Source organism: Aquabacterium sp. A7-Y, from assembly GCF_026153205.1.
GTDB lineage: Bacteria > Pseudomonadota > Gammaproteobacteria > Burkholderiales > Burkholderiaceae_C > Caldimonas.
Genome location: NZ_JAPFBW010000014.1, coordinates 112,474 through 138,294, shown reverse-complemented (window position 1 = coordinate 138,294; position 25,821 = coordinate 112,474). Strand labels below are relative to the sequence as shown.

Annotated in this window: 30 protein-coding genes and 1 pseudogene; 8 read left to right on the top strand and 23 right to left on the bottom strand. The window is 70.0% G+C overall.

Going from position 1 to position 25,821, the window contains the following annotated elements:
* Positions 1-23: 23 nt before the first annotated feature.
* Positions 24-875, top strand: coding sequence for a GNAT family N-acetyltransferase (locus tag OOT46_RS14850; RefSeq protein ID WP_265404389.1), 852 nt, complete (start codon positions 24-26; stop codon positions 873-875).
* A 21-nt stretch (positions 876-896) separates the two neighbouring features.
* Here the strand turns inward: OOT46_RS14850 and OOT46_RS14845 are convergent, their stop codons facing one another.
* From OOT46_RS14845 to OOT46_RS14835, 3 genes are all read right to left on the bottom strand, one after another.
* Positions 897-1,166 (bottom strand): HPr family phosphocarrier protein, encoded by a 270-nt coding sequence (locus OOT46_RS14845; RefSeq protein ID WP_265404388.1) that lies wholly within the window; start codon positions 1,164-1,166, stop codon positions 897-899.
* Positions 1,135-1,593 carry a PTS sugar transporter subunit IIA gene (locus OOT46_RS14840; RefSeq protein WP_265404387.1) on the bottom strand — a complete coding sequence of 153 codons (459 nt, stop codon included), beginning with the start codon at positions 1,591-1,593 and terminating at the stop codon, positions 1,135-1,137. The genes OOT46_RS14845 and OOT46_RS14840 overlap by 32 nt, the downstream gene beginning before the upstream one ends.
* A 127-nt stretch (positions 1,594-1,720) precedes the next feature.
* On the bottom strand, positions 1,721-2,266 hold the full coding sequence (locus OOT46_RS14835) for a hypothetical protein (RefSeq protein ID WP_265404386.1): 546 nt from the start codon (positions 2,264-2,266) through the stop codon (positions 1,721-1,723).
* 95 nt (positions 2,267-2,361) lie between these two features.
* Here OOT46_RS14835 and OOT46_RS14830 point away from each other — a divergent pair, with 95 nt between their 5' ends.
* Complete coding sequence (locus OOT46_RS14830; protein ID WP_265404385.1) at positions 2,362-3,060, top strand: alpha/beta hydrolase; 699 nt, start codon at positions 2,362-2,364, stop codon at positions 3,058-3,060.
* 26 nt (positions 3,061-3,086) lie between these two features.
* Here the strand turns inward: OOT46_RS14830 and OOT46_RS14825 are convergent, their stop codons facing one another.
* The gene (locus OOT46_RS14825; RefSeq protein ID WP_416136197.1) at positions 3,087-3,785 is read right to left on the bottom strand and encodes a DUF4197 domain-containing protein; all 699 of its coding nucleotides are present in this window, start codon (positions 3,783-3,785) and stop codon (positions 3,087-3,089) included.
* 11 nt (positions 3,786-3,796) lie between these two features.
* On the opposite strand from OOT46_RS14825, the gene OOT46_RS14820 reads away from it, so the two are divergent.
* Positions 3,797-4,297, top strand: a complete 501-nt coding sequence (locus tag OOT46_RS14820; protein ID WP_265404384.1) for a TlpA family protein disulfide reductase — start codon at positions 3,797-3,799, stop codon at positions 4,295-4,297.
* On the opposite strand, the gene OOT46_RS14815 is transcribed toward OOT46_RS14820, so the two are convergent.
* From OOT46_RS14815 to lipB, 7 genes are all read right to left on the bottom strand, one after another.
* A complete protein-coding gene (locus OOT46_RS14815) occupies positions 4,298-5,167 on the bottom strand; it encodes a DMT family transporter (RefSeq protein ID WP_265404383.1) in 870 nt (289 codons plus the stop codon).
* Between the two features lie 83 nt (positions 5,168-5,250).
* On the bottom strand, positions 5,251-5,949 hold the full coding sequence (locus OOT46_RS14810; protein ID WP_265404382.1) for a helix-turn-helix domain-containing protein: 699 nt from the start codon (positions 5,947-5,949) through the stop codon (positions 5,251-5,253).
* Positions 5,950-6,017: 68 nt separating this feature from the next.
* The gene (locus OOT46_RS14805) at positions 6,018-6,620 is read right to left on the bottom strand and encodes an SCO family protein (RefSeq protein WP_265404381.1); all 603 of its coding nucleotides are present in this window, start codon (positions 6,618-6,620) and stop codon (positions 6,018-6,020) included.
* Positions 6,610-7,152, bottom strand: coding sequence for a hypothetical protein (locus OOT46_RS14800; protein ID WP_265404380.1), 543 nt, complete (start codon positions 7,150-7,152; stop codon positions 6,610-6,612). The genes OOT46_RS14805 and OOT46_RS14800 overlap by 11 nt, the downstream gene beginning before the upstream one ends.
* Before the next feature lie 14 nt (positions 7,153-7,166).
* Positions 7,167-9,500 (bottom strand): RICIN domain-containing protein, encoded by a 2,334-nt coding sequence (locus OOT46_RS14795; RefSeq protein WP_265404379.1) that lies wholly within the window; start codon positions 9,498-9,500, stop codon positions 7,167-7,169.
* A 373-nt stretch (positions 9,501-9,873) separates the two neighbouring features.
* The gene (lipA, locus tag OOT46_RS14790) at positions 9,874-10,857 is read right to left on the bottom strand and encodes a lipoyl synthase (protein WP_265404378.1); all 984 of its coding nucleotides are present in this window, start codon (positions 10,855-10,857) and stop codon (positions 9,874-9,876) included.
* A 45-nt stretch (positions 10,858-10,902) separates the two neighbouring features.
* Positions 10,903-11,565: a lipoyl(octanoyl) transferase LipB gene (gene lipB, locus OOT46_RS14785; RefSeq protein ID WP_265404377.1), complete on the bottom strand. Its 663-nt coding sequence runs from the start codon at positions 11,563-11,565 to the stop codon at positions 10,903-10,905.
* Positions 11,566-11,682: 117 nt separating this feature from the next.
* Between lipB and OOT46_RS14780 the strand changes: the two genes are divergently transcribed.
* Positions 11,683-12,411: a tetratricopeptide repeat protein gene (locus OOT46_RS14780; protein ID WP_265404376.1), complete on the top strand. Its 729-nt coding sequence runs from the start codon at positions 11,683-11,685 to the stop codon at positions 12,409-12,411.
* Positions 12,412-12,427: 16 nt separating this feature from the next.
* Here OOT46_RS14780 and OOT46_RS14775 read toward each other — a convergent pair whose 3' ends face one another.
* The 7 genes from OOT46_RS14775 to OOT46_RS14745 all read right to left on the bottom strand — a co-directional run bounded on the left by OOT46_RS14775 (position 12,428) and on the right by OOT46_RS14745 (position 17,427).
* On the bottom strand, positions 12,428-12,703 hold the full coding sequence (locus tag OOT46_RS14775) for a DUF493 family protein (RefSeq protein WP_265404375.1): 276 nt from the start codon (positions 12,701-12,703) through the stop codon (positions 12,428-12,430).
* Positions 12,700-13,587: a D-amino acid aminotransferase gene (locus tag OOT46_RS14770; RefSeq protein WP_265404374.1), complete on the bottom strand. Its 888-nt coding sequence runs from the start codon at positions 13,585-13,587 to the stop codon at positions 12,700-12,702. The genes OOT46_RS14775 and OOT46_RS14770 overlap by 4 nt, the downstream gene beginning before the upstream one ends.
* A gap of 42 nt (positions 13,588-13,629) precedes the next feature.
* Positions 13,630-14,787, bottom strand: a complete 1,158-nt coding sequence (locus tag OOT46_RS14765) for a D-alanyl-D-alanine carboxypeptidase family protein (RefSeq protein WP_265404373.1) — start codon at positions 14,785-14,787, stop codon at positions 13,630-13,632.
* 37 nt (positions 14,788-14,824) lie between these two features.
* Entirely contained in the window at positions 14,825-15,433 is a 609-nt protein-coding gene (locus OOT46_RS14760; RefSeq protein ID WP_265404372.1) for an alpha/beta hydrolase, read from the bottom strand.
* Positions 15,434-15,436: 3 nt separating this feature from the next.
* Complete coding sequence (locus OOT46_RS14755; RefSeq protein WP_265404371.1) at positions 15,437-15,763, bottom strand: (2Fe-2S) ferredoxin domain-containing protein; 327 nt, start codon at positions 15,761-15,763, stop codon at positions 15,437-15,439.
* A 105-nt stretch (positions 15,764-15,868) separates the two neighbouring features.
* Entirely contained in the window at positions 15,869-16,990 is a 1,122-nt protein-coding gene (locus OOT46_RS14750; protein ID WP_265404370.1) for a VanZ family protein, read from the bottom strand.
* A gap of 8 nt (positions 16,991-16,998) precedes the next feature.
* The gene (locus OOT46_RS14745; protein ID WP_265404369.1) at positions 16,999-17,427 is read right to left on the bottom strand and encodes a CopD family protein; all 429 of its coding nucleotides are present in this window, start codon (positions 17,425-17,427) and stop codon (positions 16,999-17,001) included.
* 282 nt (positions 17,428-17,709) lie between these two features.
* On the opposite strand from OOT46_RS14745, the gene hemB reads away from it, so the two are divergent.
* Both hemB and OOT46_RS14735 read left to right on the top strand, forming a co-directional pair.
* Positions 17,710-18,711, top strand: a complete 1,002-nt coding sequence (gene hemB / locus OOT46_RS14740) for a porphobilinogen synthase (RefSeq protein ID WP_265404368.1) — start codon at positions 17,710-17,712, stop codon at positions 18,709-18,711.
* A 16-nt stretch (positions 18,712-18,727) separates the two neighbouring features.
* Complete coding sequence (locus OOT46_RS14735) at positions 18,728-19,840, top strand: magnesium transporter CorA family protein (protein WP_265404367.1); 1,113 nt, start codon at positions 18,728-18,730, stop codon at positions 19,838-19,840.
* Here the strand turns inward: OOT46_RS14735 and OOT46_RS14730 are convergent.
* Genes OOT46_RS14730 through tsaB form a run of 4 tightly spaced genes read right to left on the bottom strand, consistent with a single transcriptional unit; the run spans position 19,834 to position 22,901 of the window.
* Positions 19,834-20,784, bottom strand: a complete 951-nt coding sequence (locus OOT46_RS14730; RefSeq protein ID WP_265404366.1) for a DUF1853 family protein — start codon at positions 20,782-20,784, stop codon at positions 19,834-19,836. The two genes, OOT46_RS14735 and OOT46_RS14730, sit on opposite strands and share 7 nt — an antisense overlap.
* 7 nt (positions 20,785-20,791) lie before the next feature.
* A complete protein-coding gene (locus OOT46_RS14725) occupies positions 20,792-21,667 on the bottom strand; it encodes a uracil-DNA glycosylase (RefSeq protein WP_265404365.1) in 876 nt (291 codons plus the stop codon).
* The gene (gene rimI / locus OOT46_RS14720) at positions 21,664-22,167 is read right to left on the bottom strand and encodes a ribosomal protein S18-alanine N-acetyltransferase (protein WP_322114258.1); all 504 of its coding nucleotides are present in this window, start codon (positions 22,165-22,167) and stop codon (positions 21,664-21,666) included. The genes OOT46_RS14725 and rimI overlap by 4 nt, the downstream gene beginning before the upstream one ends.
* Positions 22,164-22,901: a tRNA (adenosine(37)-N6)-threonylcarbamoyltransferase complex dimerization subunit type 1 TsaB gene (gene tsaB, locus OOT46_RS14715; RefSeq protein WP_265404364.1), complete on the bottom strand. Its 738-nt coding sequence runs from the start codon at positions 22,899-22,901 to the stop codon at positions 22,164-22,166. The genes rimI and tsaB overlap by 4 nt, the downstream gene beginning before the upstream one ends.
* A 141-nt stretch (positions 22,902-23,042) precedes the next feature.
* Here tsaB and dacB point away from each other — a divergent pair, with 141 nt between their 5' ends.
* Positions 23,043-24,476, top strand: a complete 1,434-nt coding sequence (gene dacB, locus OOT46_RS14710) for a D-alanyl-D-alanine carboxypeptidase/D-alanyl-D-alanine-endopeptidase (protein WP_265404363.1) — start codon at positions 23,043-23,045, stop codon at positions 24,474-24,476.
* Positions 24,473-24,727 (top strand): annotated as a pseudogene (locus OOT46_RS14705) (SemiSWEET transporter); the annotation flags it as partial. The gene dacB and the pseudogene OOT46_RS14705, both read left to right, overlap by 4 nt.
* A gap of 85 nt (positions 24,728-24,812) precedes the next feature.
* On the opposite strand, the gene OOT46_RS14700 reads toward OOT46_RS14705, so the two are convergent.
* Entirely contained in the window at positions 24,813-25,772 is a 960-nt protein-coding gene (locus OOT46_RS14700; protein WP_265404362.1) for an SGNH/GDSL hydrolase family protein, read from the bottom strand.
* Between the last annotated feature and the right edge of the window lie 49 nt (positions 25,773-25,821).

The window sequence follows — 25,821 nt, the reverse complement described above, 5'->3', positions numbered from 1 at the left end:
GCCACTTTGGACGGGAGGATCAGATGAGAGACGTGCCGATGCCGACCATGCCGCTGTCGGAACTCCGCATGCCGCCACGGAGGTCGCTTCACCCGGGTGGTGCGAGGCTGGATGCGGCCACTGCGCCGGCTCCCCGGCTGGAAGTGGCCTGGGCGCGCGACCGTGACGACGTCCTCGAAGCCCAGCGACTGAGGTACCAGATCTTCGCCGAGGAGATGGGCGCCCGCCTGACACCGCTGCGCGGGGCGCCGGCCGGGCATGACGTCGACATGTTCGACGCCCATTGCGAACACCTGCTGGTGCGTGCCGCGCCGTCGACGCCCCAGGCCGGCGAGCGCGGCCCGGTGATCGGCACCTACCGGGTGCTGACGCCGGAGGCGGCCGTGCGGGTCGGCAGCCTGTACAGCGAGACCGAGTTCGACCTGACACGGCTGCGCGCCCTGCGACCGCGCCTGGTGGAACTGGGCCGCTCCTGCGTGCACCCCGAGCACCGCTCGGGCGGCGCCATCCTGGCGCTGTGGGGGGCGCTGGCGGAATTCATGGGGCGCAACGGGCTGGACACGATGATAGGCTGCGCCAGCATCAGCATGCGCGACGGCGGCCATGTGGCGGCCAGCCTCTGGGAGCGCCTGCGGCACACCCACCTGGCGCCCATCGAATGGCAGGTCCGGCCGCGCCTGCCGCTGCCGGTGCACGAACTGCGCCGCGACCTGGATGTCGAGGCGCCGGCCCTGATCAAGGGTTATCTGCGCTGCGGTGCGAAGATCCTCGGGGCGCCCGCCTGGGACCCCGACTTCAATACCGCTGACCTGCCGATGCTGATGCGCCTGCAGGACCTGCCGGCGCGCTACCGGCGGCATTTCCTGGCCGCCTGAGGCGGGCGCAAGGCGGCGCAGTCACTCGCCTTCGCCGAACTTGTCGTCGATCAGCGCGACCAGCGCCGTCATCGCGTCCTGTTCGTCGGGGCCGTCGACTTCCAGCTCGATCTCGCTGCCGAGGCCGGCGGCCAGCATCATGACGCCCATGATGCTCTTGGCATTCACGCGACGGCCGTTGCGGCTCATGAAGACGTCGCTGCGGAAGCCCGCCGCGAGTTTGGTGAGCTTGGCCGAGGCACGCGCGTGCAGGCCGAGCTTATTGCTGATGGTGATGTTCTGCTTGATCATGTCCCGTTCGCAAGCCGACGTTCTGGGCCTGATTCTGCGGCCTCGCGGTCGCCACTTGCATGACACCCTGAGTCGCCCCCGCGACCGCGCGCGCGACCAGCGCGTCGAGCGGTTCGCCTTGATAACACAGGCTGCGCCAGAGCATGGGCACGTTCACGCCGGCCACCACCTTCACGGTCATCCCGTCCGCGAGCCGCTGCGCGACATTGCAGGGGGTGGCACCGAAAACATCGGTCAGCACCAGCGCTTCGGGCTGGCGCACGCGCGCCAGCAGCACGCGGGCCTGGGCCTCGATGTCCTCGACCGGGAGGTTGGGCGCCACGTCCAGGACCTCCAGCGTCGCTGCGCAATCGGGAAAGGTGTGCGCCGCGCAGGCCTTGAGCGCGCTGGCGAGGGGAGCGTGGGCAATGATCAGGATGCCGGTCATAGCAGGAAGCGCGGATTATCCGCGCACAACGCGCGCCGGCGGCGAGACAACTGCAACAGTGTGGCGACCCGCGTGATGCAGTTGCGCCGGGACGAGGCGGATCGCCCGCGACATCGACCGTGCGCGCTCATGGCAGGGCCAGGCCGTCGAAGAAGCCCTCCAGCACTTCGGGCGGCGGAGGCTCGGCCCCGACGATGCTGGCCTGATAGACCCGCGTGCCCTTGCTGAAGAAAGCGGCGTGCTGCAGCAGCGCGCTGCCGTCTGGCCGCCGGCCCTGGACCAGGATGCGCCGGGCTTGCGGGTGGGGCGTCATGCCCTGGACCTGCGGCGGCGCCTGCGGCGAGGCCGAGGCGCCGACGTTGGCCGCGGCCGCCTGGCTCAATTGCTCCAGCGCCGGGCCGACACGACCCGGGTCGCCGATGTCGGCGAAAGTGATACCAAAAGTCCAGCCTCCGCCGCTGCAGCTGTGGATCTCCATGCGCGTCGCCTGCCCGGCCAGCAGCACCTGGCGGGCGTGGCTGTAGGGCTTGCACGGGAACATCGCCTGCAGACCCGAGCCTTCCGGGCGCACCTGGCGCCAGTCCAGGCTGGGGCTGCAGCCGGCCAGCCCGAGGACCGAGCCCGCGGCAACGACGCCCCAGGCAACCGCCCGGCCAGGAGAAATGCGCATCATGGGCGCGATTATCCGCAGCCGCGCAGAATATGCGCGGTGCTTCGTGCCGCCTCCCTGGCGGCAGGCGGCGGGACAATCATCGAAAAGGAGCAAGGATGGCCGACTACGTACTCGTCCACGGTGCCTGGCACGGCGCCTGGTGCTGGAAGCGCATCCTGCCGGGGCTCTGGCAGGCCGGGCATCGCGCCTTCGCGGTGACGCTCACCGGGGTGGGCGAACGCGCCCACCTGCTCCAGACCCCGATCACCTTGCAAACCCATGTCGAGGACGTCTGCCGGGTGATCGAGGCCGAGGAGCTGGACTCGGCCGTGCTGGTGGGCCACAGCTATGCCGGCATGGTGGTCACCGGCGTGGCCGACCGCCTGCCCGAACACATCGGGCAGTTGGTCTACCTCGACGCGGTGGTGCCAGGTCCTGGCGAGAGTTGGTCGAGCGGCCACAGTCCCGAGACCCGCGAGCAGCGGCGTGCCCAGATCGCTGCGCAGGGTGTGCTGCCGCCCGCCGATCCCGTCGCCTTCGGGCTGCGGGGCGAGGATGCGGCCTGGGTGGCACGGCGCATGACACCTCAGCCCGGCGGCGTCTACGACAGCCCGCTGGACTTCGATGCCGCGCGCGTGTTCGGGCGGCCCAAGACCTTCATCGACTGCACCGACCCGGCCCTGCCCACCATCGCGGCATCGCGCCGGCGCGTACGCAGCGAGTCCGGCTGGCAGGTGGTGGAGATCGCCACCGGGCACGACCCGATGATCAGCGCGCCCGAGGCATTGCTGCGCGCCCTGCTGGCGCTGGCCTGAAGTGGCCCTGCGGGTTCCGCCAGCCCTCAGAGACTGCCGAACACCCTGCGCAGGATGGCGCTGCCGGTGCCGATCGGATCGCGCCGGATGCGCACCTCTTCCTCGCCGATCACGAGGAACAGGCCATCCAGCGCGCGGGCGGTGACATAGGGCTCGATGCGCGCGTCGGCGTCGACCAGCCCGAAAGCGGAGGCGCGCTCGATCAGCTGGTTGTAGCGCCGCGCCAGGCCGACCTTCTCGGTCGTGCGCGCGACGATGGGCTGGAAGCGTGCGGCCAGCGGCTCGCGGGTCTTGGCGGAGAAGAACTCGGTCACGGACGTTTCGGAGCCGGTCAGGATCTGCTTGGCGTCCTGCACGTTCATCTGGCGCACTGCGCCGACCAGCAGGCTCCTGGCCTGGGGCACCGCGGCTTCGGCGGCGCGGTTCATCGCCGTCTCCAGCTCGTCGAGCCGGCGTCCCTGGCCGAGCGTGCGCAGCAGGTTGGCGGCTTCCTGCAGCTTTTGGGGCAGTTCGATGCGAACTTTCGGGTTGCCGAGGAATCCATCGGTGCGTCCCAGCAGGCTGACCGCGGCGAGGGCGCCACGCTCCAGCGCCGCGCGCAGACCGGCGGTCGCTTCGCCCTCGCTGAGCGAGGCAAGCGAGACAGCCTTCACGCTCATCGGCGTGCCGAGCAGCAGGGCGCCGGCCAGGCCACCGGCTTGCACCGTAAACTTGCGTCGATCCACGGAGTCCCTCCATGAAAAAAACACATTATCTGGCCGGCATTGCCGTTGCCCTGGCGCTGGGTGTGGCGGGCTGGATGGCCGTCGGCCAGCGCGAGACCGCGCCGGCGGTCGACTACGTGCTGCTCGACGGCAGCCGCCACAACATCGCGGACCTCAAGGGCAAGGTGGTGCTGGTCAACTTCTGGGCCACCAGCTGCGTCACCTGCGTGAAGGAGATGCCGCAGATGGTCGAGACCTACCAGAAGTACCGCGACCGCGGCCTGGACTTCGTCGCGGTCGCGATGAGCTACGACACGCCGGCCTACGTGTCGCACTTCGCGCAGTCGCGCCAGCTTCCTTTCAAGGTCAGCATCGACAGCAGCGGCGAGATCGCCAGGCAGTTCGGCGACGTCAAGCTCACGCCCACCACCTACCTGCTCGACAAGCGCGGGGAAGTCGTCAAGCGCTATCTGGGCGAGCCCGACTTCGCGGCCCTGCACCAGCTGGTCGAGAAGCTCCTGGCCGAGGGTTGATCAGCCCCTGGCCCGCAGGCCGACGACTGCTGCGCCGATGATCAGCGTTGCCGCCAGCGCGGTCCAGGTCGTCAGGCTGCGCCCGGTCACGAGCAGCAGCAGCGTCGTCGAGGCCAGCGGCGTCAGATAGCTGAGGATGCCGATGCTGCGCGGGTCGCCGGTTTTCATGGCCTTGTCCCAGAGGAAAAACGCCGCGCCCAGCGGGCCCAGGCCCATCACGGTGACCAAGCCCCAGTCGCGCAGGCTGAGCTCGACCGAGGGCTCCAGCAGGACGTGGCAGGCCAGCGACAGCAGCCCCGAGACCAGCCCGAACAGGCCGATCACCGAGGTCGGGAAGGCCGCCACGCGTTTGGTCATCAGCGAGTAGCTGGACCACATGAAGGCCGCTCCGAGCGCGGCAAGGTAACCCCACGACCATGTTCCCGAGAGCGAGCGCCCGCCCACGATGGCGATCGCCGCGCCGGCGAAGCCGGCCAGCGCTGCGACCAGGTGCAGCGGGCGCAAGCGTGTGCCGGGCAGCAGCAGCGGCGACAGCAGCACGATCAGCAGCGGCCAGAGGTAGTTGACCAGGTTGGCTTCCACGGGTGGCGCATCGCGCAGCGCGACGAACAGCAGGAAGTGGTAGCCGAACAGGCCCCAGAGGCCCAGGGCCAGGGTGCTCGCGGGCACCCGCCATTCGCGCCAGCGCGGCCAGGCCGGCACGCTGCCGATCAGCAGTGCCAGGCCGGTCAGCAGGAAGGGCGGGAGCTTGGACAGCGCCACGCCCAGCGTGGCGAGCGAGGCCCACAGGGCGATCGCGCCGAGGGCGCAAGCGTGCGCGCCCGAGAAGCGGGCGGAAGAGGTGTGCAGGGAGGCGTTCGGCGGGGTCATCGTGAGGCGAGCTTAGGGCCTCTCGGGCCGTGGTGCCGGCGCGCAAGCACGCCGTATCGTCGCGCAACGACGGTTCCCGCGCCTCAGGCGTCGCGATTCGCGTCGGCGTCGCGCCGCAAGGCGGCGGTCAGGGCCGAGGGCGAGCGGTAGCCGCAGTGGCTGGCGATCTGCTGCACCTGCCAGCCCTGCGCCCGCAACCCGCGTGCCTGCCGCAGGCGGCGCCCGCGCACATAGGCCATCGGCGCCAGCCCGGTTTCCTCGACGCAGCGGGCGGCGAACTGCGAGGGACTCAGGCAGGCGAGCAGCGCCAGGCGCGCGACCGAGACCGGCTCGGCCAGGTGGGCATCGATCCATGCGTCCAGTGCCGGCCAGTCGATGCGGCGCCGGGCGCGGCCCGCGTCGGGCGCCGCGGGCAAGGTGGACAGCAGCAGCTCGGCGGCGCCGCGCTGCACCGCCTCCAGCCCGGGATGGGCGGCCAGGAAACGCAACAGGTCCAGGGTCGCGGGCCCGGCGTCGACCACGCGGCCTGCCAGGCGGCCCAGCTGTGGCAGCTCGCCGCAGTCCACCACAAAACAGCTGCTGCCGCGGGGGGCCCAGAAGTCGTGCCGGTCGCCGGGCGCGATCACCGCCAGCCGGCCAGCCGTCATGCGTGCGCCGCGTCCCTCGACCTCCAGCTCGAGCGCGCCCCGCCAGCCCCACAGCAGCTGGAAGTGCGTGTGGCTGTGGCTGCCGGGCGAGGCGCCGTAGCGGCGCAGGCTGAGGGAAGGGGCGTCGTGACTCATGTAAGGAAACGGAGCGTCAGGCGGCAGTGTATCGGCGCCGCGGCGGAGCGACGCCACGCCAGCCCTGCTCAGCCGCGCGCGTCGATGCGCAGCGCGATGGCAGCGATCTCGGCGCCCGTCGGCAGCTCGCCGGTGCGCCAGACGAGCCGGGCCAGGCGATCGAAGAGATAAACCTGGGTGGTGTGCTGGTCGTCGTCGCGTTGCCCGGCATCGAAGCTCCTCAGGACGCGGCCGGCACTCAAGGCCGGCGGCACGGCGGCGCGCCAGCGTGCCGTGGCGCCATGTTGGCGTCGCCAGGCCGCCAGCCGGGGCGGGTCGTCGCCGAGCGGATCGATGCTGAGCGACAGCAGCTGCACGCCGGGTCCCGCCTGGCGGCGCGCCGCCTGCAGCAGGAGGGCCTGGGCCTCGCCGAACAGGACACCCTGCACGGGGCAGATGGAGCTGCAGCCAGTGAACATGAACTGCAACGCGGTGGTCTGCCCGGCCAGCAGGGCCGGCAGGCGGGTCACCCCGCCGTCATCGAGCCGCAGCGGCAGATCGGGCGCCGGGCGCGCCGGCTCCACCGGCCCCATGTCCTCGTGGGCCGATGCGGCCCGCGTGAGGGCGAGCAGGCCGGTGAGCCAGGCCAGGCAGCGGCGCCGACCGGCTTCGCGGCCCGCCTCAGTTTTCATCGCCTGCTTCCTCCGGCACGCCGGCTCGGGATGCGGGCGCTGCGGTCAGGTAGGACCACAGCGCACGACACTCGGCGTCGCTCATCTGGTAGCGCGGCATGCTGGGCAGCAGCGTGACAAAGGCCGGGTCCACGCCGGTGCGCAAGGCCTCGCACAGCGAGGCGGTGGTGTAGGCGGACGGCGGGCCGTTGCGGCGTGGCAGCGCCTGCAACAGGAAGGCGCGGCTCAGCTCGGGACCGAAGGACGCCGCCGCGGCAGCGCCGAGTTGCGTCCCCAGCCCGGTGCGCGGGCGATGGCAGCCGGTGCAGGCGGAGACTGCTGCCGGCAGTGTTGCGTCATGACCTGCGATGCGGCCGAGCAGCGGCCGGTGGCCGTTGAACAGCGCACGGCCGAGGGCCACGTCAGCGAGGTCCGGCTCGGCCAAGCTCTCCAGCCCGGGCGGGACGGCCGCCGCGGGCAGCGACCCCAGCGCGAGCACCGCTGCGGCCGTTCCCAGCCAGGCGCGGCGCCGGCAGGACAGGGGGCTCCACATCGCCGCCGCGCCGCTCAAGCGATCCGGATCACCCGCGCCACGCTGGGCACACCCTGGCTGTTGAGTGCGAACAGCATGTAGTAGCCGGGCAGGGCCACCCCGGGATCGCTCGGCAGCTTCAAGATGTAGCTGCGACCGTCGGCCGTCAGCGCGCGCAGCGGAATGCGCCGCTGGTCGTTGTTGACGGTGTGCGTGACGGAGGACATGCGGATCAGCGCGAACTCCGGCACCGGGCCGTCGGTGCTCACGTTGATGCTCGCGCCCAAGGCCGCCGTGGCGGGCGCTGCCGTGATGGACGGGCGCGCGGCTGGGCTGCCGTCGGCATTGAGCAGGTAGGGTGGCGTGAGGATCTCGGCATTCGGGTGGTTGACCGGGCAGCTGCCGCACAGCCCGCCACCGCCGGCAAAAACGCGACCGTCGGTCAGCAGCAGCGCCACGCTGTGGTAGTTGCGCGGGGTGCGCATGGGCGGCAGGCGGCTGAAGGTTTCGGTGCGCGGGTCCCACAGCTCTGGCACCAGCACCGAGCGCGCATCGGTGAAAGAGGCGGGAACGGCGACGCCGCCGATCACCACCACCTCGCCGTTGGGCAGCACCACGCTGTTGTGCATGCCGCGGGTATAGGCCATCGACGCGGTGCGCCGGACCGACAGGTCGCTGCCGTTGTGCTCGATCACATGGGCGTTGGCGGTGGCCAACCCGCGCTGGTAGGCCGGCGCGCCGCCCACCGTGAGGATGCGCCCGACGTTGTAGAGCGAGGCGGTGCCGTTCATGCTGTAGGGATCGTCGGCGCGCCGACCGGCTGACGTGATGCTGCCCTGGCCGCGGCCGTCGATCCAGTTCATGTTCGGGCTGGGGCCGGCGTGCAGCACCCGGCCGCCGGCCATCGTCAGCAGCCACAGGTGGTTGTCGGCCCGGTAGATTCCTTCCGGGTCGTCGGCCAGGATGGGCCCGACCGGCACGCCCGGCAGCGGGACCCAGCCCTCGCCGGCCTTCCAGCGCTCGCCGTCCTTGCCGCCCATGCCGCCGCTCCAGGAGCCGCCCAGGGTCAGCACCGAGCCGTCGGACATCAGTGTCGTGCCCTGGTAGCCGCGCCCGATGTTCATCGGTGCCTCGGCACTCCAGCTGTTGCTGGCGGGGTCGTAGATGCTGGTGCGGGCCGTGCTGCTGCCGCCGTTGACCAGGATGCGGCCGTCGGCGAGGTTGGCGATGCCGGGGCAGAACATGTCGTGGCTGGTCTCGCTGACCAGCCGCTCGCTGCCGGTGGCGGTGACCGGGTCGAAAAAGACCGTGTAGGTGTAGCCGTAGTCGCCGCCGAAGTTGAGTCGGTCATAGGCCGACCAGGTCAGCAGCCGGCCGTCGGGCAGGTGGGCGGCGGCGACCGGCACGATACTCAGCGGAATGACCCCGCTCCAGAGGGCCGGCTGGGTCGGCAGGGCCAGGTGCCAGCGCTGGTTGTCGCGCGAGTGGCAGCCGTACTGGATGAGCCGGGCACCGCTGGTGCGCGAGCCGCCCTCGACATCGAGGCACATCCCGCTGTGCGAGGCCACCAGCTGATACCCGCGCGGGCCTGCTCGCAGGCGCCAGTGCTGATGCTGCGCGCCGCCGCAGGGCAGTTGGACCACCGCTGCCGAGGCGCTGCGCGACGCGCCGGCCACCGACAGGCACTGGCCGGTGTGCTCGGCGATGAGGCGCCAGCCGCTGGCTTCCGCTTCCAGGCGCCAGCGCTCGTGGGGCGCGGCCGCGCCGTTGCACGGCACCTGGACCACCGGGGTGTCCTGCGCCGTCCCGCCGTCGCGCACCTGCAGGCACATACCGCTGTGGCGAGCCACCACACTGGCCGGCGTTTGCGGATCGAACATCCGCGAGGAGAACACGAAGGCCTGGCTCGGCACGGCTCTGCAGCTCGATTGCACCATGCGGGCGCTGTCAGCGAGGGATCCGCCGCGGACGTCCAGGCAGCGTCCGCTGTGGAGTGCCCTCAGCCGCCAGACCGCGCCTTCGCGCACCAGGTTCCAGAGCTGGTTGCCACGGTCCTCGCAGCGCAACTGCTGCACGGGCGCGTCGTCGCCCAGCATGGCGCCCTGGACCGACAGACACTGCCTGCTGCCCCGCTGGACGATGCGAAAGGCGGTACCGACCGGCTCCAGCGTCCAGCTGTCCTGGTTCGCCCCCTCGCAGCCGTACTGCATCGCCGCGGCACCGGGTCCGCCGCCGCCGCTGTCGCCCAGGATGCGCACGCACTTCCCGCTGTGCTGCACGACCAAGGTGGTGTAGGCGGTCGCGACCTGCCCGAGGGCAGCCGGACCGAATGCAAGTCCCGCCAGGCAAAGCGGGACTCTCCATGTCATCGACCTGTTCATCTCTGCCTCCCCGGCGTCTGTGGCGGCCCGTGGTGGCAAACGCCAAGCCGAGCCGAGCCACATCTTGTAGCGAGAGAAACATAGTCTTTGTAGGGTGTGATTTCAACGCCGCGGAACTGCTTCTCCGGCCAGCACAGCAAACACAGAGCAGGCCAGCAGGAGCGCGGTGTGACGGTGCAATCCGGGCACAGCCATTCCAGGGCAGGTTTTTTGGCGCTCCGCCGAGGCCGCTCAGAAGCTTTTTACATCCGATGCAATTCCGCAAACCGGCTGCGCAGACGCCAGGAAACGCAAGCCCCGGCACGCAGCAAAACGGGCAGCCTCGAACTGCCCGTTGCGTCGGTGAGGCGGGGGCCGGCGCCTAGACCACGCCGGCTTCGTGCGCCTGCTGGTCGGCGTGGTAGCTGGAGCGCACCATGGCGCCGACCGCGGCGTGCGTGAAGCCCATCTCGTAGGCTTTTTCCTCGAACATCCGGAAGGTGTCGGGGTGCACGTAGCGGCGCACCGGCAAGTGGTGCCCGCTGGGCGCGAGGTACTGGCCGATCGTCAACATGTCGATGTCATGCGCGCGCATGTCGCGCATGACCTGGAGGATTTCCTCGTCGGTCTCGCCCAGGCCGACCATGATGCCGCTCTTGGTCGGCACCTCGGGCGCGAACTCCTTGAAGCGCTTGAGCAGGTTGAGCGAGAACTGGTAGTCCGAGCCGGGCCGCGCTTCCTTGTAGAGCCGCGGCGCGGTTTCGAGGTTGTGGTTCATCACGTCGGGCGGCGCGGCCTTCAGGATGTCCAGCGCGCGGTCCAGGCGGCCGCGGAAGTCGGGCGTGAGGATCTCGATGCGCGTCTCGGGCGAGAGCTCGCGGGTCTTGCGGATGCACTCGACGAAGTGGGCCGCGCCGCCGTCGCGCAGGTCATCGCGGTCGACGCTGGTGACGACCACGTACTTGAGCTTCAGCGCCGCGATGGTCTTGGCAAGGTTGAGCGGCTCCTCGGCGTCGAGCGGATCGGGCCGGCCGTGACCGACATCACAGAAGGGACAGCGCCGCGTGCACTTGTCGCCCATGATCATGAAGGTCGCGGTGCCCTTGCCGAAACATTCGCCGATGTTGGGGCAGGACGCTTCCTCGCAGACGGTGTGCAGCTTGTGCTCGCGCAGGATCTGCTTGATCTCGTAGAAGCGCGTCGACGGCGAGCCGGCCTTGACGCGGATCCAGTCGGGCTTCTTGAGCTGCTCCGCGGCCACGACCTTGATCGGGATGCGGGCGGTCTTGGCTTGGGCTTTTTGTTTCGCGGTGGCGTCGTAGGAGGCCGCGTCTTGGGCCGCGTGGACGACGTTGGGGGTCGACATCTCGGAACTCTCCAGGCTCGCCCGCGCTTGACGGCAGGCTGGGCGTCAGGGGCTCAAGTGTGTCGCCAAACGCTCGCCAAGGCGAGCGGCGGCGGTGCCCCAGTCGGTGGAAACCCCGAGTGTAGCCAAGTCCACGCTGCGCAGTCCTGCGTAACCGCAAGGGTTGATCCCGTCGAAGGGGCTCAGATCCATCGCGACGTTGAGCGCCACGCCGTGGTAGGTGCGGTGGCGGGTGATCTTGATGCCCAGCGCCGCGATCTTGCCCAGCCCGGCGAAAGGATCGGGGCGCGGGCCGGTCAACTGGCCGTGGCTGGAGGGAGCCGCCAGGCTGACATAGATGCCCGGGGCGCCTGCCACCCGGTGCCCGGTGATGTCCCAGCTGTTGAGGGTCTGGATCAGCGCAGTTTCCAGCCGGAACACGTATTCCTTCACGAAGATGCCGAGCCGGCGCAGGTCCACCAGGGGGTAGGCGACCACTTGCCCGGGGCCGTGGTAGGTCACCTGCCCGCCCCGGTCGGTCTGCACCACCTCGATCTGCCGCGGGTTCAGCACGTGTTCCGGCTTGCCGGCCTGACCCAGTGTGTAGACCGGCGCGTGCTCGCACAGCCACAGCTGGTCGGGCGTACCGTCGTCGCGCCCGTCGGTGAAGGTGCGCATTGCGTCATAGGTGGCGGCGTAATCGACGCGCCCGAGCACTCGGATGTCCATGGCGGCGGCCAGTGTAGCGGAGCCTCCCCGGGCCGACCGGCCGGCCTGTGGGGCTGTCCGGAACCCGGTATCCGCGCCAGAATGCAAGCACCGCGTTCGTCACACCCAGGAGGCAGCATGCGTCCCAGCCGCCGTTCCGTCATCCTGACGATCCTGGCCGGCTGCCTGGCCTGGGGCAGCAGCCCGGCCCGGGCGGCCGGCACGGGCGCGGCCCGCGCCGCACTCGGCGACCCGGAGTCGGTCGAGCGCCACCGCCTGGAGCGCAGCGAGATCGCCGAGGCACTGGCGGTGTACGAAGCGGGCCGCTACGCCGAGGCGGAACAGCGCTTCCGGGCCCTGGCCGGCAAGGGCAGCCCGGTGGGGCGCTACAACCTGGCGATGATGCACGTCCTGGACGAGGCCGCGCGACCCGACAAGGGCGAGGCGGTGCGGCTGCTGGAGCAGTCGGCGGCGCAGGGTTTCGTGCGGTCCGAATATGCGCTGGGCCAGTTCTACGAGCTGGGCGTGGCCGGCCCGCCAGACCAGCCGCGCGCGGTGTCCTGGTACCAGCGTGCAGCCCAGCACGGCCACATCGACGCACAGGTCTCGCTCGCGACCGCCTACTACCTCGGCCGGGGCATCGCCAAGGACCCGGCCCAGGCGGCCGAGTGGTACCGGCGCGCCGCCCAGGGCGGCGATGTCGGAGCGCAATATCTGCTGGCCTCGATGTACGAGTCCGGCCACGGCGTCGAGCAGGACCTGCGCATCGCGCGCTACTGGTACGACGCCGCCGCCCGCAACGGCGACGAGGCAGCGCCCCACAAGGTGAAGGAAATCGACCAGCGCCTGCGCACCGTGCCGCTGTGAGCGGGGCGGGGAGGGACTACAGCACCACCTTGACCATCGGGTGCGAGGACAGCGCCCGGTAGAGATCGTCGAGCTGCTCGCGGCTCGTGGCCATGACGGTGATCGTCAGGCCCAAGTAGTTCGCGCCCTTGCTCGGGCGCATCTCGATGCTGCCGGCGTCGAAGGACGGATCGAAGCGCAGGGCCACCTCGGCGATCGCCTGGGCGAAGCCGTCGACGTTGGCCCCCATGACCTTGATCGGAAACTGGCTCGGGTATTCGATGAGCGACGGCTCGGGAGGGGTGAGGTTCATATGGACTGCTCCGCTTTGGCCCGCTGGTAGGCCTCGTACAAGCGGGCATAGATGGGGCCGGGTTTGCCTTTTCCAGCCCCGTGCCCGACCGGTTCGCCGTCCAGGCGCGTGACCGGCAGCACTTCCTTGGTCGCGGACGACAGGAAAATCTCGTCGGCGGCGTTCACCTCGCTTTCCGAGATGGGCCGCAAATTGAAGCCGATGCTGAGCTCCTCGCAGAGTTCGCTGATCAGTCCGTAGCGTATGCCTTCGAGCACATGCTCGCTTTTCGGCGGGCCCAGCACCGCGCCTTCGTGCACGACCCAGACATTGCTCGCCGACGCCTCGGTCAGGAAGCCGTCGCGGAACAGGAGGGTCTCGGCCGCGCCCTGGTCGGCCGACATCTGGCGCGCCAGCACGTTGCCCAGCAGCGAGGTGGACTTGATGTCGCCGCGCTGCCAGCGGAAGTCGCGCGCGCTGATGCAGGCCACGCCCTGGCGCCGCTGCTCGGCGCTGGCGGGCTTGAGCGGACTGACCATCATGAAGACGGTGGGCTGCAGCCCTTCGGGCATGACGTGGTCGCGCAGCGCGACGCCGCGCGTGACCTGCAGGTAGACCAGCTGATCGGCCACGTCGTAGCGCTCGGCATACGCGGCAATCAGGCGGCGCATGCGCTCCAGCCATTCGACCTCGGTGTGCGGGTTGGGGATGCGCACCTTGGCGAGCGAGCGCTCCAGCCGCGAGATGTGCTCCTGGAAGCGGAACAGGCGTCGCCCGTACACCGGCACTACCTCGTAGACGCCGTCTCCGAAGATGAATCCCCGGTCGAGAGCCGAGATTTTTGCGTCGCGCAGAAGCGTGTACTCGCCGTTGAGGTAGCACAGGCTGTCGGGCAAAGCTTGCATCGTCGCCTCCTGTCGCGGGCTCAAGCGCCCGTAGCGCGCAGGTTACTTGATCCAGAGCCGAATGGCATCCCAGGCGCGGCCGAAAAATCCGCTCTGCGCCACCGGCTCGAGCACCACCAGCGGGGCTTCGGCAATCACGCTGCCGCCGGAACTGACCTTGAGCTTGCCGACCGCCTGTCCTTTCGTCAGAGGGGCCACCAGCGGATCGACACGCTCGATCTGCGTTTTGATCTTGTCGGCGTCGCCCTTGGCGACGGTCACGTAGATCGGCCGCGCGCTGCCGAGCTTGACCTGGGGCACCTCGCCCTTCCACACCTGGGGTGTTGCGATGGCCTGGCCGGCGTCGAACACCTTGAGCGTGTCGAAGGCCTGATAGCCCCAGTTCAGGAGCTTCTGGCTTTCGTTGGCGCGCGCCTCCATCGAGGTGGTGTTGAGCACCACGCTGAGCAGTCGGCGTTTGCCGTTGGGCAGCTCGCGCTGCGCCGAGGCGACCAGGCAATAGCCCGCGGCCGCCGTGTGGCCGGTTTTCATGCCGTCGACGCTGGGGTCGCGGCGCAGCAGCAGGTTGCGGTTGGGTTGGGTGATGTTGTTGAACTTGAACTCGCGGATCGAATACAGCGGGTAGAAGTCGGGAAAGTCGGTGATGATGTGCGAGGCGACGATGGCCAGGTCACGCGCGGTCGTCACGTGGCCCGGCTCGGTGATGCCGGTGACGTTCTTGAAGCTGGTCTTCTTCAGGCCCAGGCGCTGGGCCTCGCGGTTCATCAGTGCAACGAAGTTCTCGACGCTGCCGGCCACGCCTTCGGCCAGGGCCACGGAGGCGTCGTTGCCGGACTGCACGATCATGCCCTTGAGCAGGTCGTCCACCGAGACCTGCATGCGCGGCTCGATGAACATCACCGAGGCGCCACCCTTGCGCTCGTCCCAGGCGCGCACCGAGACCGGGAGCAGTTGCTCCCGGGTCAGTTTCTTGTCGCGGATCGCGCCGAACACCACGTAGGCGGTCATCAGCTTGGTCAGCGAGGCCGGGTCGGCCGGCGCGTCGGCGTCGCGGGCCGCCAGCACCTGCTGGCTGGTCATGTCCAGCAGCAGGTAGGACTTGGCCGCCACCTCGGGTGGCTGCAGCACCTGGGCGTGTACCGGCAGGGTGGTGGACAGGCTCACGGTGAGAGCCAGGCATACAGCAAGAATTCTTTTCATGCAGTCCAGTTCGTAAGGTAAGGCTCGGAGAGCGAGCTCAGGCCAGTCCGCGCAGCACCAGGTGCTTCAGCAGCGGCAACTGGCCGTGAAAAAAATGGCCGACACCCGGCACCACGACCACTGGCAGGTTCTGCGGCCTGGCCCAGTCGAAGGTCGCCGCCAGCGGCACCACGTCGTCCTGTTCGCCGTGGATCACCAGGGTGTGTGCAGGCACGGGCGCCACGGTGAAATTTCCGGTGGCCGGCCCGACCAGCACCAGGTGCCGGACCTGCTCCGGCCCCAGGCGGGCGGCGGCGTGCGAGGTGACGTAGGCCCCGAAAGAGAAGCCGGCCAGGGCCAAGGCTTCCCCCCCGCGGTGGTAGTGGGCAATGACGGCCGCCATGTCGTCGATCTCGCCGCGGCCTTCGTCCCAACGGCCTTCGGATGCGCCGATGCCGCGGAAGTTGAAACGCACGCTGCGCCAGCCGGCCTGCACGAAAGCACGGGCCAGCGTCTGCACGACCTTGTTGTCCATCGTGCCGCCGTGCAGCGGATGCGGGTGCGCGATCACGGCCAGGCCGACGGGCGTTCCGACCGGCTGGTCGAGCGCGCACTCGATCGAGCCGGCCGGGCCGCTGATCGTCTCTTTGGCGGTTTGCGAATTCATGACTCAGCGGCCGACACCCGGCGGGACCAGCAGGCGATCCACCACCTGGCCGTTTTTCAGGTGCGACTCGACGATTTCGTCGATGTCCTGCTGGTCCACATAGGTGTACCAGACGGCCTCGGGGTAGACCACCGCGACCGGGCCGGCTGCGCAGCGGTCCAGGCACCCCGCCTTGTTCACGCGCACCTGGCCGGGGCCGGCCAGGCCTTCGGCCTTCACGCGCGCCTTGCAGTGCTCGAAGCCTTGCTGCGCGTGATGGGCTGCACAGCAGTCCGCGCCGTTGTCGCGCTGATTGAGGCAGAAGAAGATGTGCCGCTCGTAATAGCTCATCCGCGCGATTTTAGGGGTTTGCGCGCCCGCGGGCTGCTGCTTCCGATGCCTCACCACAAGGCAGGAAGCGGCTTGTGCATCGACGGCCGCAGCGCGGCGGAGACATCACCTGGAGGCTCGTCGCGGCCGCGGGCTGCGGGTGGTCAGCCGGGCGAGGAAGTAGGCCAGGGCCATGTAGGGCCAGAGCCAGCCCACCCATTGCGCCAGCCCGTGGAAGCGGATGAAGCGGCCCTGCTCCCAGCCCTGCAGGCTGGACGCGAAATAGGGATCGGCCGGCGAGGCATTGACCAGCGCCATCAGTCCGACGACGAGCAGCACGCCGAGCGCTGCCGCCATGCGCGGCGGGAGGAAGACCAGCACCAGCGCCACCCCGGACCCGACCACCCAGCCCAGCGGCGCCGACTGCGTGACCCAGGCGAGCGCGTGCGAAGGGCCGAAGCTGAGTGTCGTGGACAAGGTGGTGGCCGCCAGCCCGAGCACCACCGCGCCGCTCACCAGCAGGCCGCGCCGCCAGGTCGGCGGCGAGATCGTGTAGGCGAGCAGGCAGGGCGCGATCAGCCCCAGCGCGATGGTGATCAGCTCGGTGCCCGGGCCGAGCGGCTCGCCGCCGGGCGGCGGCAGGCCGGCGGCCCACTGTTCCAGCGGCGTGTCGGCCAGCGAGGTCTGGAGCAGCTCGTGCAGCCGCTGCGCGACGTGGCCCAGCCCCAGTGGCACCGGCGCCGGAAACAGCAGCGCCACGGGCCACAGCAGCAGCAGCGCCAGCCCTCCGGCGCTCTGCGGGATGAACCAGCGGTCACGCAGGGTCTGCCAGCGGCCCATCCATCCCATCATGGCCACCGCCAGCGCGAGCAGCGCACCGGCGAAGGTGCCGAGGGTGTTGAGACCCCAGTCGACGTTGGAGGGCACGCGCGAGGGCAGGTAGTTCTGCAGCACCTCGAGCGTGCCGGACAGCAGTCCACCGAGCAGTACCGCGGCGACCAGCGCGAGCAGGCGGCCCGCGCCGCTGCGCAGCAGCGCACCGCACAACAGGCCGCCCAGCGGCATGTAGCCGAGCAGGTTGGACACCAGGTCGAAGGTGGTCCACCAGTGCGGCCACGGCAAGGTCACGAAGGCCCAGGGGCTGACGCCCGGCAGGCGCCAGCCGGCGAAGGGATAGAGGCTGGCGTAGGCGATCAGCGCCGCATAGGCGATCGCCAGCGGCACCAGGGAGCTGCGGTGGCGCGCCATGCGGCGGCTCAGAAGGGTTTGACGACCACCAGCACCACCACCAGCAGCAGGCCCAGCACCGGCGCCTCGTTGAACCACCGGTACCAGGTGTGGCTGCGGCGGTTGCCCAGCTGCTCGAACTCGCGCAGCAGGCGGCGACAGTAATGGTGGTAGCCGATCAGCGCGACGACCAATGCGAGCTTGGCATGCAGCCAGCCGTTGCCGCTGCCCTTGCCGATGCCGTAACCCAGCCACAGCCACAGGCCGAAGCCCAGAGCCGGTACCATCAGCAGGCTCATGAAGCGGTAGAGCTTGTGCGCCATCAGCAGCAGGCGTTCGCGCTCGGCATGGCTGTCCTGCGGCACCATCGCGAGGTTGACGAAGATGCGTGGCAGGTAAAACAAGCCGGCGAACCAGCTGGCCACGAAGACAATGTGCAGGGCTTTGATCCAGAGCATCGGGCGATGATAGCCAGCGCCGCGAAAGCCAGCCCCGAAGGCCGCGAAGCAGGCCCCAAAGAAAAAGCCCCAGTCCTGAGACTGGGGCTGCAAAGCCTTAACGCTGTCATCACGGTAAGGCACCTGCTCAGGGAGGAAAAGCAGGGAATGAACGTCTTGCGACGTATCATTCACATGTAACTTTACCAGAACACAGCTGTCATTTCACTGACACGTATCCTTGCGAAAGGCATGGAAAACGCTAGTTTTTCGTGTTTATGCGCCTGTTACAGGAAAAAGTCCTTGAGTCTGCCCGCTTCCTTTCCCTCTGCCCGTCCGCGCCGATTGCGCCGCGACGATTTCACCCGCCGCCTGGTGCGCGAGAACGAGCTGTCCGTCAATGACCTGATCTATCCGGTCTTCATCCTCGACGGGCAGGGCCAGGTGCAGGACGTGGCTTCCATGCCGGGCGTACAGCGCCTGAGCCTCGACCGCCTCTATCCGCTGGCCGAGGACTGCACGAAGCTCGGCATTCCGGTGCTGGCCTTGTTCCCGGTGATCGACACCGCGCTGAAAACCGAGGACGGGCGTGAGGCCTTCAATGCCGAAGGCCTGGTGCCGCGTGCGGTGCGCGAGCTCAAGCAACGTTTTCCCGAACTCGGCATCCTCACCGATGTCGCGCTCGATCCCTACACCACACACGGCCAGGACGGCCTGCTCGACCAGACCGGCTACATCCTCAACGATGAGACCGTCGACGTGCTGAAGCGCCAGGCGCTCACGCATGCCGAGGCCGGCGTCGATATCGTTGCGCCGAGCGACATGATGGACGGCCGTATCGGCGCGATACGCGGTGCGCTCGAACACAGCGGCGCGATTCACACCCGCATCATGGCCTACAGCGCGAAGTACGCGAGCGCCTTCTACGGCCCCTTTCGCGACGCGGTCGGCTCCAAGGCCAACCTCGGCAAGAGCAACAAGAAGGTCTACCAGATGGACCCGGGCAACTCCGACGAAGCGCTGCGTGAGGTGGCGATGGACATCGCCGAAGGCGCCGACATGGTGATGGTCAAGCCCGGCATGCCCTACCTCGACATCGTGCGCCGGGTCAAGGACGAGTTCCGCGTGCCGACCTTCGCCTACCAGGTGAGCGGCGAATACGCGATGCTCAAGGCCGCCGCCGCCAACGGCTGGCTCGACCACGACGCCGTGATGATGGAATCGCTGCTCGCCTTCAAGCGGGCCGGGGCCGACGGCGTGCTGAGCTACTTCGCGGTCGAGGCGGCCCGCCTCCTGCGCGCTTGAAAAAAACCGACCGACGATGCGTGTTTTCCATATTGGAGCCCGGTTCGAGGAGCTGGCCGGGATGCCCGAACGCGTGCCCGAGCAGGGCTATCTCTGGCTCGCCATCTCGCGCGACGACTTCGAGGCGAAGCTCGCCACGCTGCAGTCCTTCCTGCATCAGTGCGCCGGCGGCGCCTTGGTCGATCTGCACGTCTCGGACCTGCTGAACCGGCAGCTGCCTTCCCACTTCGACTACACCTCCTGGTACGACCTGCTGGTGTTCCGGCGGCTTGCCGCCGGCTCGATCTCGACCGCGCTGGTGGAGGACGATCAAGACGGTCGGCTGGCGGGTGCGCAGCGCGCCCTGCAGGCCATCGATACCAGCGCGGTGGGCTTCGCGGTGTTCGACCGCGTGCTGCTGACCGTGCACCCGGGGCCCTGCCAGATCCTGGAGTCCTCGATCCTGCGGCTGGCCCAGATGGGCCAGGCCGCCGGAGAGCCGGGCGGCGACGCACGCACGGCGTCCTCGCGCCTGCCGACCAGCCCCGACGACCAGATGCTGCGCATGGTCAACCAGATGGTGGACGGCTACCTGGAGTTGCGCCGGCTGCTGACCCGCCAGCTGGGCAACCTGCAGGGCGCGCTGCTCGATCCGCGCGGGCGCTTCCGCAGCTGGCAGGTGCTGCTGGACTGGCGCAACGCGCTGCACCAGCTGGAGGACATCTGCGAGGACCAGCGCAGCGCCGCGCTCGAATGGATAGACACCTTCGAGGAGCGCCCCGCGGCAATCGACTCGCAGGGCCGCCGTGAACGCGAGCTGCTGAGGGTGCGCTCGCGTGACGTGGTCGAGCATATCGAACGCGTGCTGGGCCACGTGAGGCGGCTGGAGTCCTCGGCCGAAGGCGCGGTGCAGATCCACTTCTCGGCCCAGAGCAACCGTGCCAACGACATCATGCGCACGCTCACGGTGCTGACCGCGATCTTCCTGCCGCTGAACCTGATCACCGGCTTTTTCGGCATGAACTTCGACTTCCTGCCGCTGATCCACAGCAGCTCGGGCTTCTGGGGGGCCTTCGTGATGATGGTGCTGGTGGGCATCGGCCTGGGCCTGTTCTTCTGGCGCAAGCGTTACCTCGGCACGCATCACTGAGGCGGGTCGGACCAGCCCTGCGGCACGACAAACCACCGCCCGGTCTCGTGCCAGCCCTGCGGGTCCGGCTCCAGCCGTGCCAGCAGCTGAGCCGTGGGCCAGCGCCGCGCCCCGGGGGGTGGCGGCGCCGCCCACAGTCCTTCCAGGTGGGCGGCGAGCGCCTGGCGCGGTAGCGGCGCGGGGTCGTCGGCGTCCAGCCGGGCTGCGGCCATCCAGCGCGAGCGCGGCACCCGTTCATAGTGGCCGGCGGGCAGCCGGTCGAGCTCCTGCCACTCCAGCCAGCCGCCACGCAGGTGCGCGTGCGAGAGCAGCGGGCAGCAAGGCGGCGGGCGGTCGTGGCGATAAAACATCCAGCCGCGCGTGTAGGCGGCCGGCTGCCAGCCGCGCTGGTCCCAGGGGACGGGCGGCCGGTGTTTCAGCTGGCGGCCGAACAGTTTGTCCAGCTTGCCGGGCAGGGTCTCGGCGCGGTCGGGGCCGACGAAATCGTCCGCCCGGGCCGTTTCGCCCTCGGCGGTGCAGAGGAAAAACTTGACCGCCAGCTCCCAGTGCAGCGGCCGCCCCCTGGCATCCTCCAGCAGGAAGTCGATCTCGCCGCGGGTGGTGTGGTCGATGCCCGGCAGGGCGCCCGGCGCATGCCGCAGCGGCAGGTTGGCGACCACCAGCCGGTGGGTCGGTCCGTGGCGCAGGAAAAATTCCAGCAGTCGCTCGGCATGGCGGCCCAGCGGCAGGCGCGGCGGCGCCACTGCGCCGGCGTGCTGCAGGAAGTCGAGCAAGGGCGCCGGCTCGGTTCGCAAGCCGTCCAGCCAGGTGGTGATGGCCGCACGTTCGTCGGCATCGAAGGCCTGGACCGGGGCGCTGAAGCAGCCGTCGGCCAGCAAGGGCGGGGAGAGCAGCAGCCAGGCCAGATCGGCCAGCGCGGCGGCGGCGCCGGGCCCGGCCGTCATGGGCGTCTCAGGCGGCCCGGAAGGTGTCGGCGGCGAGGCACAGGTCCTCCCAGGCCTTGGCCTTGTCCGGCAGGTTGCGCAGCAGATAAGCCGGGTGGTAGGTGACCACCACCGGCACCCCGTGGTAGCGGTGCACGCGGCCGCGCAGTCGGCCGATGGGTTCGCTGGTGCGCAGCAGCGACTGCACCGCGAAGCGGCCCATCGCGAGGATGATTTTCGGCTGCACCAGCTCGACCTGCCGCTGCAGGTAGGGTTCGCACTGCGCCACCTCCTCGGGCTCGGGGTTGCGGTTGTGCGGCGGCCGGCACTTCAGCACATTGGCGATGAACACCTGCTTGTCGGCCGTCTCGGGCTCGCGGCCCAGGCCCAGCGCGCGCAGCATGTTGTCGAGCAGCTTGCCGGCTTGTCCCACGAAGGGTTCGCCCTTGAGATCTTCCTGCTCGCCGGGCGCCTCGCCGATGACCATCCAGTCGGCCTGTTCGTTGCCGACGCCGAAGACGGTGCGGCGTCGGCCGGAGCAGAGCTTGCAGGCGGTGCAGCCGGCCACCGCCTCGCGCAGCGCGGACCAGTCCATGGTCGCGACGCCGGCCGGGCGTCGGGCCTCGCCGCCCGGCGCCATCCGGATCGGCGTTTCCTGCGGGGGAGGCCGGGGCACGAGCGCCGGGGGGGGCGTCATCTCGCGGGCCGCAGCAGGCCGGTTCTCATGGCGCGGTTCGGGCCCAGCGGCCCGGGCGGGCGGCGGTGCAGCCCGCAAAGCCTCAGGCAGGGCCTCGGCGAGCGCAACACCCTCGGCGGCCTCGTCGGTCGACCCGGCATCGCGGGGCTCCCAGGTCACGATGCCCATCTCCTTGAGCATCGCCAGTCGGCGCGGATCCAGGCTCATAGCGGCAAGCTCATCACGATGGCGTCTTCACGCCGGCCCTCCAGGGCGGGGTAGTAGCCCTTGCGCATGCCGGCGGCCTGGAAGCCGTAGCGTTCGTAGAGCGCGCGTGCGCGGGCATTGCTGACGCGCACCTCCAGCCACAGCTGCAAGGCCGCGCGCTCGCGCGCCAGCTGGCACAAGGTATCGAGCATGCGCAAGGCGTGGCCCTGGCCCTGGAAGGGCGGCGCAACGGTCAGGTTGAGCAGGTGCATTTCCTCGAAGCCCGACATGGCGACGAAATAGCCGAGCAGGCGGCCGTCGCGTGCCGACAGCAGTCGGGCCAGGTAGCCGGCGTGCAGCGAATCGATGAAGTTGCCGCGCGTCCAGGGGAACTCGTAGGCCCGCTGCTCGATCTCCAGGACCTCGCTGAGCGAGGCGACCGTCATCAGCTCCAACTGGCACGCCGGGCTTGCCCCGCCGTGCCCGGGTGTCAGCGGCCCGAGGCGTTGTGCCGCACTCATGGTCGGGCTCCCGCGTCCTGCGCCGCGGCCCGCGCCGCCGCCTCGCGCTCGGCGGTGGTCTGGGCCACCTTGTCGCGGATGTAGAGCGGCAGGGCCAGGGCGGCATCGACGGCCTCGCCGCGCGACCAGCCCGCCGCGGCCAGCTGCAGCAGGGCGGCGGCATCGGGCACCGCGTCGGGCAGGCGTTGCAGCGCGAGGGCCTGCCAGGGCTCGGCGTGCAGGGCCAGGGCGTTGCCCGCCAGGCACTCGCCGCCCTCGGCGGCAATGCGCTCGGCGAGCGCGGCCGCGCTGTAGAGCGCCGGCTCGCGCAGCGTGTGCCAGCGTCCGCCGTCGTGCCGGTAGCGTGCCGCATAGATCTCGTTCATGCGTGCGTCCTGGGCGACCCACACGTCGGCCGCGCCGCCGTCGCGCCGCGCCGCTTCGGCGACGATCAGCAAGGTGTCGACGGGCAGCACCGGCTTGCCGGCGCCGAAGGCCAGCCCCTGCGCGACCGAGCAGGCGGTGCGCAGGCCGGTGAAGGCGCCGGGGCCGCGGCCGAAGGCGATCGCGTCGAGGTCCTGCAGCCGCAGCCCCGTCTCCTCCAGCAGCGCCAGCACGGCCGGCAGCAACTGCACCGAAGCCTGGGCGCCGCCGGCGCCCTCGCGGGTGTGGACGCGCCCGGCGGTCAGCGCGCCCAGTCTGAGGGTTTCGGTGGCGGTCTCGAGGGCCAGCAGGACAGGCGAAGGGGTCGGCACGGGCGGTAGCGGAGGCAAAGCGCGGATCAAGGACGGCCGGCGCACGAAGCGCGCAGCGGCACACAGGCTGGCAGTTTAGCGGGGCGGCTGCGGCGTGCCCGCAACGCGCGCCAAGCCCCCGCCACCGCGATAATCGCGGCCATGCCTTCGAGTGTCGTGTCCGCGTGGCTGCGCAGGGCCATCGTCTGCTTGTTCCTCTGCTGCAGTCCCGCCTGGGGCGGCACGCTGCTGCCCGAGCGCCTGCCCGCCGAGGCCGAGGCGGCGCTTGCGCGCGCCGGCCTGCCCGCCGACGCGCTCGCCGTGCAGGTGGTCGAGGTCGGCGCCGCGGAGCCGCGCCTGGCGCACCGGACCGAGGCGAGCCTGCAGCCCGCCTCGCTGATGAAACTGGTCACCACCTATGCCGCCCTGGACCTGCTGGGCCCGGCCTACACCTGGAACACGCCGGTCCATGTCGACGGACCGGTGGAGGACGGGGTGTTGCATGGCAACCTCTACCTGAAGGGCGAGGGCGACCCCACGCTGGTGATGGAGCGGCTCTGGCAGCTGCTGCGCCGGGTGCAGCAGCTGGGCGTGCGCGAGGTGCGCGGCGACATCGTGCTCGACCGCCTCGCCTTCGACCTGCCCGAGGGTGACCCGGGGGCCTTCGACGGCGAGCCGCTGCGGCCCTACAACGTCGCGCCCGATGCGCTGCTGGTCAACTTCAAGGCGCTGCAGCTGACCTTCACACCCGACCCCGACCGCGGCATCGCGCGCATCTCGGTCGATCCGCCGCTGGCCGGCGTCTCGGTCGATGCGCGGGTGCCGCTGGACCACACGGCCGGCTGCAGCGACTGGCAGGCCGGCCTGCGCGGCGAGCTGGGCGGCACCGAGCGACTGTGGTTCCGCGGCGCCTATGCACTGGCCTGCGGCGAGAAGACCTGGTCGCTCGCTTATGCCGACCCGGGCAGCTACAACGCGCGCGCCGTCGAAGGGATGTGGCTGAGCCTGGGCGGGCGCCTGCGCGGCTGGGTGCGCGACGGTGTCGCGCCGGTGGGGGTGCCGCCGCTGTTCACCGCGGTGTCGCCGCCGCTCGCCGAGGTGGTGCGCGACATCAACAAGTACAGCAACAACACCATGGCACGCCAGCTGTTCCTGACGCTGGGTCTGGTGCAGCATGGCATCGGCTCGCAGGAGACCGCCGAGCGCGCGCTGCGCGAGTGGGCCGACGCCAAGTGGGGCGCGACGCCGGAGCTGGTGCTCGACAACGGCGCCGGGCTGTCCCGCGAGAGCCGCGTGAGCGCTGCCTTCCTGACGCGCCTGCTGCAGGCGGCCTGGGCTGGGCGGGTGATGCCGGAGTTCATCGCCTCGCTGCCCGTCACCGGCGTGGATGGAACGCTCAAGCGCTACACCGCGAGCCCGCAGACGGCCCACCTCAAGACCGGCACCCTGCGCGATGTGTCGGGCGTGGCGGGTTATGTGCTGGCCGCCAGCGGCAAGCGCTACGTGCTGGTCGCCATCGTCAACCATCCGCGTGCGGCGGCCGCGCGGCCGGTGCTCGAGGCGCTGATCGACTGGACGGCGAAGGACCTGCCATGACTCTCGGACTGATCGACGTCCTCGGCTTCGCCGCCGCCGCGCTGACGACGCTGTCCTTCGTGCCGCAGGCCTGGCACACCTTCAAGACCCGCGACGTGAGCGGCATCTCGCTGGGCATGTACAGCCTGTTCACGCTGGGCATCGCGCTGTGGCTGGTGTATGGCCTTCTGCTCGGCACCTGGCCCCTCATCGTGGCCAACGTCGTGACGCTGTCGCTCGCGCTGACCATCCTGGCGATGAAGATTGGTTATGCGGGCGGGCGCGGCATCGCTCCAAGGGCGGCCGCAGCCGCCCCGGCAGGAAAGGCCGCGGCCACCCGCCGCGGCCGGGTGGCACTCAGAACGGGTGGTCCTCGGCGCGGTTCACCGCCAGGTCGCCCAGCAGGCGGTTGATGGTCGGCGTCAGGTAACGGCCTTTGGCAAAGATGTAGTCGTTGCTGCTCGGGCCCGGGTCGGTGTTGGCCTTGAGCGTGCCGGTGGTGCAGGCCTTGGCCGTTGCCACGCTGTCCAGGCAGGCGCCGTCGGTGCGGTTGTCGAAGTCGTAGCGTGTGTCGTCGGCGGCGTCGCCCACCAGGTTGTTGGCCTGGATGAGGGCGGTCCTGCGGACATTGCCCGCGAGGCCCGCGCGCAGGCCGTCGTTGAAGGCCGTGCTCAGCTGGCGCAAGGCTTCGCGTGCATTGGCGACGCTGGAGGCGCCGGCTTCCGGGGTGTCGCCCTGGTCGGTCACGTCCAGCACCACCACCCGCACGCCTTGCTCGTTCCAGCCGAGCATCAGCGCTGCCAGCGCGCGGCCGCGGTTCTCGGCGGTGGCCTTCAGCCCGTCCAGTCCGTTACCCTGCGCGTAGCTGTCGAACAGCTCCCAGACGTCGTTGGCGCCGACCTGCACCAGCACCAGGTCCTCGGCGCGCAGTCCGCCGGCGGCATTGATCTGGGTGGAGATATCGGCCGCCTTGGCGCCTTCACGGGCCAGCGCGCGGGCCCGCTCGTCGGGGGCGGCGCCGTCCGGCGTGCATTCCTTGAAGCGGAAGCCGTAGTTCGAGGTCACGAACTGCGTCCAGAGCCAGTGGCCGTCGCAGTTGAAGGTGCTGTCGCCTTTCAGCGCGTTGATCGTGTACTTGGCGCCTTTGCTGGCGCCCTCGGCCGACTCGATGTAGCTGTATTCGTCGCCGACCGACAGGATGCGCTGGGGCTTGAAGGGATCGAAGACGTCGCCGCCACAAGCGGTGAGGGCCGCTGCCGCGCCGGCCAGGGCGGCGAGTTGGAGGCGGAACAGCCAGCGGGAAGAGCGCAGGGACATGGAAACTCCGGTGAAAACCAAAAATAACGGCGTCGACGAAGGGGTGTCG